This is a genomic window from Nocardia sp. NPDC051900 (genome assembly GCF_044452545.1).
GTDB lineage: Bacteria > Actinomycetota > Actinomycetes > Mycobacteriales > Mycobacteriaceae > Nocardia > Nocardia sichangensis.
In genome coordinates, this window is record NZ_JBITBU010000008.1 from 264,794 (window position 1) to 278,000 (window position 13,207).

Genomic DNA, 13,207 nt, shown 5'->3' on the forward strand with positions numbered 1-13,207 from the left:
CAACTTAGCGTGACCGGCCGTCGGATGACGAGTCCGCCCCACGGAACGATTCCCACCCGACGTCGCCGGTCTGCGCCACACCGTCGACGGTGAGCCCGCGACCGGCCAGAACCCGCCCGATCGCGACCCATCCAGGGGGAAGCGCGCCGTCCGGCGCCCAGGTGCCCGCGAACGCATGGTCCTCTCCGCCGGTCAGAATCCATTGCGCCGCATCGGCATCCAGCCGGGCGGCGATCGGTTCCAGCGCAGGGTCGCGCAGGGCGGCCGAATCCAGATCGATGGCCACGCCCGAGGCCGACGCGATGTGCCCCAGATCCGCGAGCAGTCCGTCGGACACGTCGGTCAGCGCGTGCAGGCCGATGTCGGGCGCTCCGGTTCCGAAGTCCTCGTCGAGCGTGACCGGTCCGGACGACTCGATGGCCGAGGTCCCGAAGGAGCCAGGCGCTCCCGAATCGAGGCGTGCGGTCGCGGGATCTTCGGCAGTTGCCTCGGACGCCGAATCATGCTGCACCTCAGACCGATTCGACCCTCCGTATCGCCCGCGCCGCAGCGCGTCCAACACGAGCGCGTACGGCGGCCGCGGAACGCGATGCGCGGCAAGCGCTTCCACGAACTCCGGTCCGGTCGCTCCGGCGGTGAAGGCGGCCAGTCCCGCGGCCGACCAGCCGAGGCGGCCCGCCACCGCGACGACATCGCCCACGCGGGCACCCGCCCGGGTGACCGGCGCGCCGCGGCCCGGATCACCGAAGGCGGTGACGGAGACGACCAGTTCGCGGCTGCGGACCAGGTCGCCGCCCGCGATGGACGCGCCCGCCCTGGCGGCCTCGGCCCACATGCCGTCCGCGAGTCCGTCGATCACCTCGAGCGGGGTGTCGGCCGGGCAGCCGAGCGCGACGACGAACGCGGTCGGCGTCGCCCCCATGGCGACCACGTCGGCGGCGTTCTGCGCGATCGCCTTGCGGCCGACGTCCTCGGGGCTGGACCAGTCCAGCCGGAAGTGCCGGTCCTGCACGAGCATGTCGGTGGTCACCACGAAACGGCCGTCCGGCGCCGCGACCAGCGCCGCGTCGTCACCGGGGCCGAGCAGCACACCCGGCGCCTGGACGCGACCCGCGTTGATGCGCTCGATCAGCGCGAACTCGCCCAGTTCACGCACTGTCCTCGGGGCACTGCTGGCGCTGATGACCGATCCTTCCCGGCGCGCTGCTTGCTGGAATGAGCCCGACGGTACCCTTTCGGGGGCACTCGAGTACCAACGGCCCTGCGGCGCGGCAGCGACGACGCGCGTAGCGGAAAGGATCGGTGAGCATGGCGGCGGATTCGTCGGACCGTGATTCGGCGGAGCCCGAGCACGAACGCACCGATGCCACGGATCCCGGGAGCGCCCCGAAGGAACCCGCGGCGACGGACAATGCGTCCGATCGCCCACAAGCCGCCGACTCCGACGCGCGGACCACGCCTTCCTTGTCGAAGAGCGGGGACAGCGCGAACGCGGATACCGATACCGGCGAGCCGGACAGCCGCCCCGCGTCGTCCCCGGCACACCAGTACCCGCCCGCGCTCATCGCGACCGCCGTGGCGCTTCCGGTCGTGCTGGTCGTCGCGGTGCTCGTCGCCGCCGTGCTCGCGCACCGCGCGCCCGTCGAGCGCGAACCGCTGGTGCTCGGCCCTGTCCCGGCTCCGGCGGCGGAGGGCCCGGCCTGCGCCGCCCTGCTGCCCGCCTTGCCCGCGGACCTGGGTGATTTCACGAAATCGACGCTGGTCGAGCCCGCTCCGCCCGCCACACGCGCATGGCAGCGCGCCGACGGCGGCGACGCGATCGTGCTGCGCTGCGGGCTGGATCGCCCGTTGGAATTCAATCGCGCCTCGCCGCTGCAGATCGTGAACGGCGTGCAGTGGTTCGAGGTCCGCGACCAGGCCGCCAAGGCGAGCACGTGGTTCGCCGTCGACCGTGGGACCTATGTCGCCCTCACCGTCCCCGACGGCTCCGGTCCGACGCCGCTGCAAGAAGTCTCCGACACCATCACCGCCAACCTCCCGGCCCAGCCGATCGACCCGGGACCGCTGCCCAACTGACTCCGAGTAGTCGCGCGCCGATCACCTGGGGCGCACCCGACGACGGCAGGCTCTAACGCAACCCGGTGCCGCGAACGAGCGCGGTCTCGATGAGCGTGGAGACGAGTGCGGCATAGTCGATGCCGGTGGCCTCCCACATGCGCGGATACATGGAGATGGCGGTGAATCCCGGCATCGTGTTGATCTCGTTGATCACCGGCCCCTGCTCGGTGACGAAGAAATCGACCCGCGCCAGTCCTTGGCAGTCGAGAGCCTGGAAGGCACGCACGGCCAATTCCCGGATCCGGTCGGACACCTCGTCGTCCAGTTTCGCGGGAACGTCGAATTCGCAGATGTCGTCGAGGTACTTCGTGTCGAAGTCGTAGAACGCGGGTCCGTCGACGGTGACGCCGGTCTCCGGCATCCGGATCTCCGCCACCACGCTCGCCGCGACCCGGCCGTCCGGGTATTCCAGGACCCCGCACTCCACCTCGCGCCCGACGATGCCCGCTTCGACGATCACCTTCGGATCGTGCGCGCGCGCCACGGCGATGGCCGCGTCCAGCTCGTTCCAGTCGGTGACCCGGGTGATGCCGATCGATGAGCCGCCACGGGCCGGTTTGACGAACACGGGCAGACCCAGGCGCAGCCGGTCTTCCTCGGTGACCGTCGCGGTGCCGGGCCGCAACACCACCTGCGTGCCGATCGGCAGCCCCTCCGCCGCGAGCAGTTTCTTGGTGAACTCCTTGTCCATGCCCGCGGCGCTGGCCAGCACGCCGGGGCCGACGTAGGGAATTCCGGCGAGTTCCAGCATCCCTTGCAAGGTGCCGTCCTCGCCGAACGGTCCGTGCAGGATCGGGAACACCACATCGACCGAGCCGAGCGCCGCCCTGGGATCGTCAAGCGCGATCAGAGCCCCGGGGCGGCTGGGGTCCGCGGCCAGGGTCAATGCCGTGCCGGTGGCGTCCACCGACGGCAGTGCGCGGTCGTGGATGCCGAGCGCGGCCACCTCCGAACCGCCGAGCACCCAGCGGCCTTCCGTGGTGATGCCGATCGGCACGACCTCGTACTTCTCCTGATCCAGGTGGCGAAGCACGCTACCGGCCGATACGCAGGACACGGCGTGCTCGTTACTGCGCCCGCCGAACACCACAGCCACCCTGATCCGGTTCGTCATGCCCCGAACCGTACCCGTTTCGATGCGCACTCCCACCGCTGACCGTCCCGGACACTCCCGCCGGGGCGGAGCGGGCTCACTCGGGCTTCATCCGCCGCCCGAGCAGGTTGCCGACGGCTTCGCGCACGGAGAGCCCTTCGTGACAGACCTGGTGCACCGCGGTGGTCAGCGGCATCTCGACGCCGTGCCGCTCGGCCAGCGCGCGCACCGATGTGCAGGACTTCACACCCTCGGCGACCTGGCCATGAGTGGCCGACTGGGCGGCGTCCATGGATCCGCCCGCGCCGAGCACGTGCCCGAACGACCGGTTGCGCGACAACGGGGAGGTACAGGTGGCGACCAGGTCTCCGACGCCGGCCAGACCCGCGAGCGTCACCGGCTCCGCGCCGAGGGCCACCCCGAGCCGGATGATCTCGGCGAGACCGCGGGTGATCAGGCTGGCGATCGAGTTGTCGCCGAGTCCCATTCCCGACGCGATGCCGCAGGCGAGCGCGATGACGTTCTTGCACGCGCCGCCGATCTCGCAGCCGACCACGTCGGTGTTGGTGTAGGGACGGAAGTATCCGGTCGCGCAGGCGTGCTGCACCGCCACCGCGCGATCGTTGTCCGAGCAGGCGACCACGGTCGCGGCAGGCTGGCCCACCGCGATCTCGCGCGCCAGGTTCGGTCCGGACAGCACCGCGATCCGGCTCGGATCGGCCCCGGTGACCTCCTCGATCACCTGGCTCATCCGCAGCAGCGTCCTGGTCTCGATGCCTTTCGCCAGACTCAGCAGCGTGGCGTCGCCCGGGATCAACCCCTTCCACTCCGCGAGGTTGGCCCGCAGCGACTGCGACGGCACCGCCAGCACGACGATGTCCGCTCCGTCCAGCGCCACCGCCGGGTCGTGGGTGGCCGCGACCGGCGGCAGCGGAATATCCGACAGGTAATCGGGATTGCGATGTTCGGAGGCCAGCGTCGCGGCGACCTCGGGCCGCCGGGCCCAGATCGTGACCTCGGTTCCCGCGTCCGCCAACACCTTCGCGAACGCGGTGCCCCACGATCCCGCGCCCAGCACTGCCGCCCTCGTCATCAGCCCAATATGCCATGGAAGGATTGCTCGCATGCGCCCGCACGCCGTGCATGCCGTGATCGCGGTCAAGAGCCTCGATCAGGCCAAGAGCCGACTGGCCGACCGGCTGCGCCCGGAGCACCGGGCCCGGTTGGTGTTGGCCATGCTCGCCGACACCGTGACCGCCACCGCGGCGGTCGACGAGGTCGTATCGGTCACCGTGGTCACGCCCGACCCCGCCGTCGCGGACCTGGCCCGCACATTGGGCGCGGAAGTCCATCCGGAACCGCGTCAGCGGCACGCCGACGGGCTGAACACCGCGCTCGCCGCCACCGCCGCCGCGTTGCGCGGCGCGCACGGCCCGATCGATCTGCTCGCTTTGCAGGCGGATCTGCCCGCGCTGCGCCCGGAAGAACTGTCGGACATGCTCGCCGCCGCCCCGCGCGGGTTGCGCTCGATCGTGATCGATCACGAGGGCAGCGGCACCGCCGCGCTCGTGGTTCGCGACCCGGTCGCCGCGCTCGATCCCCGTTTCGGTCCCGGGTCGGCACGCAGCCATATCGACGCGGGCGCGGTCGATCTCACCGGGGACTGGCCGGGCCTGCGCTCGGACGTCGACACCCCCGCCGATCTGGACCGCGCGGTGGCACTCGGGGCCGGAAACGCGACGCGTGCTGTCCTGCACGACATCGGCTGGCCGGGCGGCGTTCACGAACACGTTCCACACGTGTGCTAGCCGGTCGCCATGGTGGCGTGAGACACATGACGATCACGGTCGCGGGATGCACACGACCTCTCCGGTAGGGGATGATCGGTGACGTGAGCGATACGGAAACCGTCAAGCAGCAGCCGTTGCTTCCCACGCCACCCCCAGCGGCGACACCCCTGTCCGCCGACTCGTCGGCGGCGCGGTTGCCACGCGATCGCTACCTCAATCGCGAATTGAGCTGGCTGGACTTCAACGCCCGCGTGCTCGCCCTCGCCGAGGACGAGTCGCTGCCGTTGCTGGAGCGTGCGAAGTTCCTGGCGATCTTCGCGTCCAATCTCGACGAGTTCTACATGGTGCGGGTGGCCGGGCTGAAACGCCGCGCCGAGACCGGCCTGCTGGTGCGCTCGGCCGACGGCCGCTCCCCCGGCGAGCAGTTGGAACTGATCGCCGCGCGCACCCAGGAGATCGCGGTGCGGCATGCCCGCGTCTTCCTCGACAGCGTGCTGCCCGCGTTGACCGCCGAGGGCATCGCGATCATCGACTGGAGCGACCTGGACGAGGACGAACGCAGTCGCCTTTCGGGTTACTTCCAGGATCAGGTCTTCCCGGTCCTCACCCCGCTCGCGGTCGACCCGGCGCACCCCTTCCCCTACATCAGCGGGCTGAGTCTCAACCTCGCGGTGACGGTAAAGGATTCCGCGACCGGCGGCGAGCACTTCGCCCGCGTCAAGGTCCCCGACAACGTCGACCGGTTCGTCCGCGTGCGCCGCACCGACTCCGGCTCCCCGATCGCGGCTTTCCTGCCGATGGAAGCGCTCATCGCCGCGCACCTGGACCTTTTGTTCCCCGGCATGGAGGTGGTCGAGCACCACTCGTTCCGGATCACCCGCAACGCGGACTTCGAAGTCGACGAGGATCGCGACGAGGACCTGCTCCAGGCGCTGGAGCGGGAACTGGCCCGGCGGCGGTTCGGTTCGCCGGTGCGACTAGAGGTGTCCGACGACATGACCGAGCACATGCTCGATCTGCTCCTCCGCGAGTTGGACGTCGACCCCGACGACGTCATCCAGGTGCCCGGCCTGCTCGACCTGTCCTGCCTCTGGCAGGTGTACGGCGTCGACCGGCCGAATCTGAAGGACACTCCGTACGTTCCCGCGACCCCGCCCGCGTTCGGCGAGCGCGAGACGCCGCGCAACGTCTTCGCCGCGCTGCGCGAGGGTGACGTGCTGGTGCACCATCCGTACGACTCGTTCTCCACCAGCGTGCAGCGGTTCATCGAACAGGCCGCCGCCGACCCGCAGGTGCTCGCCATCAAGCAGACGCTGTACCGCACCTCCGGTGACTCCCCGATCGTCAACGCGCTCATCGACGCCGCCGAGGCGGGCAAGCAGGTGGTCGCCCTGGTCGAGATCAAGGCGCGATTCGACGAGCAGGCGAACATCAAATGGGCCCGCGCGCTGGAACAGGCCGGCGTGCACGTGGTGTACGGCCTCATCGGCCTGAAGACCCACTGCAAGACCTGCCTGGTGGTGCGCCGCGAGGGCGCCACCATCCGGCGCTACTGCCACATCGGCACCGGCAACTACAACCCGAAGACCGCGCGCCTCTACGAGGATGTCGGATTGCTCACCGCCGCACCCGAAATCGGCGCCGACCTGACCGACCTGTTCAATTCGCTGACCGGTTACTCGCGGAAAGAGAACTACCGCAATCTGCTCGTCGCCCCGCACAGCGTGCGCTCCGGCATCATCGAGCGCATCCAGCGCGAGACCGATCTGGCGGGTGAGGGTAAGGACGCCCGAATCCGGCTGAAGGCCAACGCCATCGTCGACGAGGAGGTCATCGACGCGCTGTACCGGGCCTCCCAGGCGGGCGTGCCGGTACAGATCGTGGTGCGCGGCATCTGCGGCCTGCGCCCCGGTGTGCCAGGGATGAGCGAGAACGTCGAGGTCCGCTCGATCCTCGGCCGGTTCCTCGAGCATTCCCGCATCCTGCACTTCCAGGCGCAGGACGAGTACTGGATCGGTAGCGCCGACATGATGCACCGCAACCTCGATCGCCGGGTCGAGGTGATGGCGCAGGTGAAGGATCCGCGGTTGACCGAACAACTCGGCGGAGTCTTCGACTCGGCTCTGTCGCCGACCACGCGCTGCTGGGTGCTGCAACCGGACGGCACGTGGCAGGCGTCGCCGGGCGTGTCCGGCGACGGGGACAAGATCAGAGACCATCAGGAGTTCTTGATGCGGCTGCGGAGGCCAGATCAGCAGTGAACGCCAAAACGGGGTTCGAACAAGAGGGGGGCCCGTTCTGGGATCCCCGCGTCACCGCCAATATCCACGCCGCCGGAGCGGTGCTGTGGCGCGAGTCGTCCTCGGGTGCGATCGAGATCGCGATCGTCCACCGCCCCAAGTACGAGGACTGGTCGCTGCCGAAGGGCAAACTCGACCCGGGCGAGACCCCGGTGCTGGCCGCGGTCCGCGAAGTCCGGGAGGAAACCGGGCTGGAGAGCAGGCTCGGCCGCTATCTCGGCCACGTGACCTACCCGATCCCCGGCCACCGCAAGCTGAAGCGGGTCGACTATTGGGCCGCCGAACAGGTGGGCGGGGAGTTCACCGTCAACTCCGAGGTGGACGTGCTGAGCTGGCATCCGCTGGATCGGGTGATGGACCAACTGTCGTATCCGATGGACCGGCAGGTGGTGCGCGCCTTCACCCGGCTGCCCGCGCGCACCGACACTCTGCTGTTGGTGCGGCATGCCAAAGCAGGCCGCAGGGACCGCTTCAACGGTCCCGACGAGCAGCGTCCGCTCGACCGCGAGGGCGAGGCGCAGGCACAGGCGCTCACGCCGAACCTCTTGGCGTTCGGCGCATCTGAGGTCTATTCGGCTCCACCACTGCGTTGCGTGCAGTCCGTGGCGCCGTTGGCGGAGAAACTCGGTGTCGAAATCATCGAGGAGCCATTGCTTTCCGAGACCGGGTACGCCGAAAACCCGGACGACGCCCGGGAACGTTTTCGAGCCCTGGTGTCGGACAAAGCCATTCGTGTCGTCTGCAGTCAGGGCAAGGTGATCCCCGATCTGCTGGGATGGCTGGCCGAACGCGATGGAATCGCGCTGCCGTCGGCGCGCAATCGCAAGGGCAGTGTGTGGGTGCTGTCGTTCGTCGGCCATCGCTTGGTGGCCGCCGACCATCTGGATCGATCGCTGTCAGCCTACGTGGTGCGGTCGGATTAGACCGGCAGCTCCCGCGTCACCGCGCGGGTCGGCGGGCGCCGAGTGGCGGCCACGGCCGTGAGGTCTAGGTAGGCGGACAGCCGAAAACGGCCCCGGGTGTCTCCCGGGGCCGTCTCGACGTTGAGGCGAATGGGCCCAGTCGTGGGGCCACGCATTCAGCGCCGATCCGGCGGTGGCTCGAGATCAGCGGGTTCCGCGAGTCGAGGCCTTCTTGGCCGCGGTCTTCTTCGCGGTGGTCTTCTTGGCGGCAGCGGTGGTGGTCTTCTTGGCCGCCGTGGCCTTGGTGGCCGTCTTCTTGGCCGGAGCCTTCTTCGCGACCGCGGTCTTCTTCGCGGGCGCCTTCTTCGCAGCGGTCTTCGTAGCGGTCGTCTTGCGCGCGGTGGTCTTCGCCGGAGCCTTGGCGGCGGCCTTGCGGGCCGTCGTCTTGGCGGGCGCCTTGGTCGGCGTCGACTTCTTGGCGGCGGTCTTCTTGGCCGCCGTCTTCTTCGCCGCCGCCTTCTTCGCCGACACCGGCGCATTCACCCCGCGCTTGACGGCGGGCCCGGTCGCGGCCAGTTTCTGCTTACCCGCGATCACCGCCTTGAACTGAGCGCCGGGACGGAACGCGGGCACCGAAGTGGGCTTGACCTTCACGGTTTCGCCGGTACGCGGGTTCCGCGCGACGCGAGCCGCACGCTTACGCTGTTCGAACACACCGAATCCGGTGATAGTGACGCTCTGACCCTTGTGCACCGCGCGCACGATGGTGTCGACCACATGCTCGACTGCCGCGGTGGCCGTGCGCCTGTCCGTACCCAACTTTTCGGTCAGAACGTCGATCAGTTCCGCCTTGTTCATTGAATCCTCCGCAGACTAATGGCCCGTCGTCGGACCGACTAGGTACCACGGTAAACCCACTTTGGGCAAGAGTCTATGTGCCACGCCAAAATTCATGTGGTTTAGCACACGTCCAGCTACCGCAACTCCGGGTGTCCAGCTAACCGGCGGGGGTGATTACGTCTGCGAAATATGTGCAGGCAGGGTAGTGGGTTTCCATGTTGGCCTTGCCTTTTCGAACCGGGCGATCGCGTCCTCCCGGCGCAGCGTCAGGCCGATGTCATCCAATCCTTCCAGCAGACGCCACCTGGTGTAGTCATCAATATCGAACGGCAACACGACGGTTCCGGCCGTCACCGTGCGCGCCTCGAGGTCCACAACCAATTCCAAGCCGGGCTGTTCCTCGAGCAACTTCCAGAGCATTTCGACATCGTTCTGTGACATCTGAGCGGCGACCAGACCGCCCTTGCCCGCATTGCCGCGGAAGATGTCGGCGAACCGGGATGAGATGACCACCCGAAAGCCGTAGTCCGACAGCGCCCAAACGGCGTGCTCACGCGACGATCCCGTACCGAAATCCGGACCCGCCACCAAGACACTACCCCTGTTGTAAGGCGCGATGTTCAGAATGAAGTCGGGATCGGTGCGCCATGCGGCGAACAACCCGTCCTCGAATCCGGTCCGCGTCACCCGCTTGAGGTAGACCGCCGGGATGATCTGATCGGTATCGACATTGGAGCGGCGCAGCGGCACCCCGATGCCCTTGTGCACAGTGAAGGCTTCCATAACGAATCTCCTGGGTTTGATTGAGGGAATCGGGGCCGGTCAGTCCAGATCCGCAGGCGATGACAGAGTTCCACGAACCGCCGTCGCGGCCGCTACGAGGGGAGAAACGAGGTGCGTACGGCCGCCTTTGCCCTGTCTGCCCTCGAAGTTGCGGTTCGAGGTGGACGCGCAACGCTGGCCTGGCTCGAGCTGGTCCGGATTCATTCCCAGGCACATTGAGCAGCCGGCTTGCCGCCATTCGGCGCCCGCCGCAGTGAAAATCTCCCCGAGTCCTTCTTTTTCCGCCTGTGCGCGAACCCGCATCGAGCCCGGTACAACCAGCATTCGCACGCCGTCGGCGACATGACGTCCCTTCAAAATCCCGGCCACCGCACGCAAATCTTCAATGCGTCCGTTGGTGCACGAGCCGACGAATACGGTGTCGATCGGCACTTGTCGAAGCGGAGTACCCGGCTCCAAGTCCATGTAACGCAGAGCTTTCTCCGCGGACTCGCGAGCCACCTCGTCGGCGATGGCGGCGGGGTCGGGCACCGCCTCGCCCAGCGGGGCGCCTTGACCCGGGTTGGTGCCCCAGGTGACGAACGGAGTCAGCTCGGAGGCGTCGATGTGCACCTCGGCGTCGAAAACAGCGCCCTCGTCGGTCTTCAGCGCCTCCCAGGCGGCCACCGCGGCGTCCCAATCGGCTCCCTGCGGCGCGTGCGGCCGTCCTTTGAGGAATTCGTAGGTGGTCTCGTCCGGCGCGATCATGCCTGCCCGCGCGCCCGCTTCGATGGACATGTTGCAGATCGTCATTCGGGCCTCCATCGACATGGCCCGGATGGCCTCGCCGCGGTACTCCAGGACGTAGCCCTGTCCGCCGCCGGTGCCGATCTTCGCGATGACGGCCAGGATCAGGTCCTTGCTCGTCACGCCGGGCGGCATGGCGCCGTCCACCGTGATCGCCATCGTCTTGAACGGGCGCAGCGAGAGGGTCTGGGTGGCAAGCACATGCTCCACCTCGGAGGTGCCGATGCCCATCGCCAGCGCCCCGAACGCGCCGTGCGTCGAGGTGTGGCTGTCGCCGCAGACCACGGTCGTGCCCGGCTGGGTCAGGCCCAGCTGCGGCCCGACCACGTGCACGATGCCCTGGTCCAGGTCGCCCATCGGGTGCAGCCGCACACCGAATTCCGCGCAGTTGCGCCGCAGCGTCTCCACCTGGGTGCGTGAAATCGGGTCGGCGATCGGCTTGTCGATATCGATCGTCGGAACGTTGTGGTCCTCGGTCGCGATCGTGAGATCGGGCCGTCGCACCGGCCTGCCCGCCGCGCGCAGTCCGTCGAAGGCCTGCGGGCTGGTCACCTCGTGGACGAGATGCAGGTCGATGTAGATCAGGTCCGGTTCGCGCGAGGCACCCTCGCCCTCCCCGCGAGCGACGACGTGCTGGTCCCATACCTTCTCGGCCAGCGTGCGCGGTTCGGCCATTGTCGATCACCTTTCGGACGAAGCAGCCGTTCCGCGATCTGGACTCCGACGCGGCGACGGTTGCACAAGTTGGGATAGCTGCGCCTGGTCCGAACGCCGAGAGGAAGGATCCATGGAGGTGGATTTCTCAACATCCGAGACGCTAGTATCGTTCTATGAGACAGCATAGCGGCATCGGCGTCCTCGACAAAGCAGTGGCGGTCCTGTACGCCGTAGCCGAGCATCCCTCGGGTCTCAACGAGCTGTGCGCGCGCACCGGTCTACCCCGCGCCACCGCACACCGTCTCGCCGTCGGCTTGGAAGTGCATCGCCTGCTCGCGCGCGACAGCAACGGCACCTGGCGGCCGGGGCCGGCCCTCGCCGAGCTCGCGACCAGCGCGAACGATCCACTGCTCGAGGCCGCGTCGGCCATCCTCCCCCGGCTGCGCGAGATCACCGGCGAGAGCGTCCAGCTGTACTGCCGCGACGGCAACGCCCGCGTCTGCGTCGCGGCGCTGGAACCTCCCGTCGGACTGCGCGACACCGTGCCGATCGGGGCGCGGCTGCCGCTCACCGCGGGGTCGGCGGCCAAAGTACTGCTGGCGTGGGCCGACCCGGAACTGCAGCGCACCATCCTGGCCGACGCGGTGTTCGGCGAACGCGCGCTGGCCGAAGTGCGCAAGCGCGGGTGGGCGCAGAGCGCGGCCGAGCGTGCGGCAGGCGTGGCCAGCGTCTCCGCGCCGGTGCGCGACGCGGGCGGCGCCGTGGTCGCGGCCGTTTCGGTGTCGGGACCGATCGATCGGATGGGCCGCAGGCCGGGCGCGCGGTGGGCGGCGGATCTGGTCGCGGCGGCCGAGGCGCTGCACAAGCGCCTGTAACCTGTTTCAGTCCGGACTCTCTAGAGTTGCCCCATGGGAGTCAATCAACGGGCACAGATCGTGATGTCCGACACCGAGATCACCGAGTTCCTGCAGCGCAGCCGGATCGCGACGCTGGCGACCATCGGACCGAAGGGCACGCCGCACCTGACCGCGATGTGGTACGCGCTCATCGGCGGCGAGATCTGGTTCGAGACCAAGGCCAAATCGCAGAAGGCAGTGAACCTGCGCCGCGATCCTCGGGTCACCTGCATGGTCGAGGCGGGCGACACCTACGACCAACTCCGGGGCGTCTCGATCGAGGGCCGCGCCGAGATCATCGATGACGCCGAGAAACTCTTCGCCGTCGGCGTGAGCGTATGGGAGCGCTACACCGGCCCCTACAACGAAGAATTGCGCCCGATGGTCGAAGCCATGCTGAACAAGCGGGTGGCCGTGCGCGTCGTGCCGGAGCGCACGCGCAGCTGGGATCATCGCAAGCTCGGCCTTCCGGCGATGCCGCTGGGCGGCAGTACCGCGCAGGCACTCGACTGACCGGCCCGAACGCGATCGGGCCGCGCGACGCGCGCGAAATCCAACTGACACAACCGCCTCGCACGGGCTAGCGTCGGGGTGTTCGACAGCAATCGGCCGGGCACCGCCGCCCGCGAGGACGCGGCGCGCGGCCGCGACGACGAGGAGCAGCGATGGCGGATTCGGGTAAGTCCAACGGCGCCGACGAGGTGAAGCGCAAGTTCCGGGAAGCACTGGAGCGCAAGAACCAGCAGAACGCCCGCGCGGCCGACCACCTCGACGGACGGTCGAAGGCGTCCTCGGCGCACTCCGCGGTCGGCCACAAGCGGGAATTCCGGCGCAAGAGCGGATAGTCCGCACAGTCGGCGAAAGCCCTCCAGCAAGATCGCTGGAGGGCCTTTCTTTTGCCGCTCTCCCCCGCGACCGGCGCGGCCCGGCGGCCGATTTGCGTCCGTCCCCCGCGACCGGCGCGGCCCGGCGGCCGATTTGCGTCCGTCCCCCGCGACCGGCGCGGCCCGGCGGCCGATTTGCGTCCGTCCCCCGCGACCGG

13 protein-coding genes are annotated in these 13,207 nt (G+C 68.8%); 7 read left to right on the forward strand and 6 right to left on the reverse strand.

Translation table 11 applies throughout. The annotated features are described in order from the left end of the window. Positions 1-4: 4 nt before the first annotated feature. Positions 5-1,156 (reverse strand): thiamine-phosphate kinase, encoded by a 1,152-nt coding sequence (gene thiL, locus ACIA5H_RS16065; RefSeq protein ID WP_397076630.1) that lies wholly within the window; start codon positions 1,154-1,156, stop codon positions 5-7. A 152-nt stretch (positions 1,157-1,308) separates the two neighbouring features. On the opposite strand from thiL, the gene ACIA5H_RS16070 reads away from it, so the two are divergent. Next, a complete protein-coding gene (locus ACIA5H_RS16070) occupies positions 1,309-2,076 on the forward strand; it encodes a DUF3515 domain-containing protein (RefSeq protein ID WP_379251518.1) in 768 nt (255 codons plus the stop codon). A 52-nt stretch (positions 2,077-2,128) separates the two neighbouring features. Here the strand turns inward: ACIA5H_RS16070 and ACIA5H_RS16075 are convergent, their stop codons facing one another. Both ACIA5H_RS16075 and ACIA5H_RS16080 read right to left on the reverse strand, forming a co-directional pair. After that, a complete protein-coding gene (locus tag ACIA5H_RS16075) occupies positions 2,129-3,232 on the reverse strand; it encodes a D-alanine--D-alanine ligase family protein (protein WP_397076631.1) in 1,104 nt (367 codons plus the stop codon). Between the two features lie 76 nt (positions 3,233-3,308). After that, positions 3,309-4,304, reverse strand: coding sequence for an NAD(P)H-dependent glycerol-3-phosphate dehydrogenase (locus tag ACIA5H_RS16080; protein ID WP_355069808.1), 996 nt, complete (start codon positions 4,302-4,304; stop codon positions 3,309-3,311). A gap of 31 nt (positions 4,305-4,335) precedes the next feature. Between ACIA5H_RS16080 and cofC the strand changes: the two genes are divergently transcribed. The 3 genes from cofC to ACIA5H_RS16095 all read left to right on the forward strand — a co-directional run bounded on the left by cofC (position 4,336) and on the right by ACIA5H_RS16095 (position 8,224). Further along, positions 4,336-5,019: a 2-phospho-L-lactate guanylyltransferase gene (cofC, locus tag ACIA5H_RS16085; protein ID WP_397076632.1), complete on the forward strand. Its 684-nt coding sequence runs from the start codon at positions 4,336-4,338 to the stop codon at positions 5,017-5,019. A 71-nt stretch (positions 5,020-5,090) separates the two neighbouring features. After that, on the forward strand, positions 5,091-7,262 hold the full coding sequence (locus ACIA5H_RS16090; protein ID WP_355069805.1) for an RNA degradosome polyphosphate kinase: 2,172 nt from the start codon (positions 5,091-5,093) through the stop codon (positions 7,260-7,262). Next, the gene (locus ACIA5H_RS16095) at positions 7,259-8,224 is read left to right on the forward strand and encodes an NUDIX domain-containing protein (RefSeq protein WP_379251520.1); all 966 of its coding nucleotides are present in this window, start codon (positions 7,259-7,261) and stop codon (positions 8,222-8,224) included. Before ACIA5H_RS16090 ends, ACIA5H_RS16095 begins: the two co-directional genes overlap by 4 nt. 183 nt (positions 8,225-8,407) lie before the next feature. Here the strand turns inward: ACIA5H_RS16095 and ACIA5H_RS16100 are convergent, their stop codons facing one another. The 3 genes from ACIA5H_RS16100 to leuC form a co-directional block, all read right to left on the reverse strand. Beyond that, positions 8,408-9,061, reverse strand: a complete 654-nt coding sequence (locus ACIA5H_RS16100) for an HU family DNA-binding protein (protein WP_039799597.1) — start codon at positions 9,059-9,061, stop codon at positions 8,408-8,410. A 156-nt stretch (positions 9,062-9,217) separates the two neighbouring features. Next, positions 9,218-9,826: a 3-isopropylmalate dehydratase small subunit gene (gene leuD / locus ACIA5H_RS16105; RefSeq protein WP_356961237.1), complete on the reverse strand. Its 609-nt coding sequence runs from the start codon at positions 9,824-9,826 to the stop codon at positions 9,218-9,220. Between the two features lie 39 nt (positions 9,827-9,865). Next, complete coding sequence (leuC, locus tag ACIA5H_RS16110; protein WP_379251521.1) at positions 9,866-11,287, reverse strand: 3-isopropylmalate dehydratase large subunit; 1,422 nt, start codon at positions 11,285-11,287, stop codon at positions 9,866-9,868. A 155-nt stretch (positions 11,288-11,442) separates the two neighbouring features. On the opposite strand from leuC, the gene ACIA5H_RS16115 reads away from it, so the two are divergent. The 3 genes from ACIA5H_RS16115 (at position 11,443) to ACIA5H_RS16125 (ending at position 13,010) form a co-directional block, all read left to right on the forward strand. Further along, the gene (locus ACIA5H_RS16115; RefSeq protein ID WP_355069799.1) at positions 11,443-12,144 is read left to right on the forward strand and encodes an IclR family transcriptional regulator; all 702 of its coding nucleotides are present in this window, start codon (positions 11,443-11,445) and stop codon (positions 12,142-12,144) included. A gap of 33 nt (positions 12,145-12,177) precedes the next feature. After that, a complete protein-coding gene (locus tag ACIA5H_RS16120; RefSeq protein ID WP_397076633.1) occupies positions 12,178-12,678 on the forward strand; it encodes a PPOX class F420-dependent oxidoreductase in 501 nt (166 codons plus the stop codon). A gap of 152 nt (positions 12,679-12,830) precedes the next feature. Further along, the gene (locus ACIA5H_RS16125; RefSeq protein WP_355069796.1) at positions 12,831-13,010 is read left to right on the forward strand and encodes a DUF5302 domain-containing protein; all 180 of its coding nucleotides are present in this window, start codon (positions 12,831-12,833) and stop codon (positions 13,008-13,010) included. Positions 13,011-13,207: the final 197 nt, after the last annotated feature.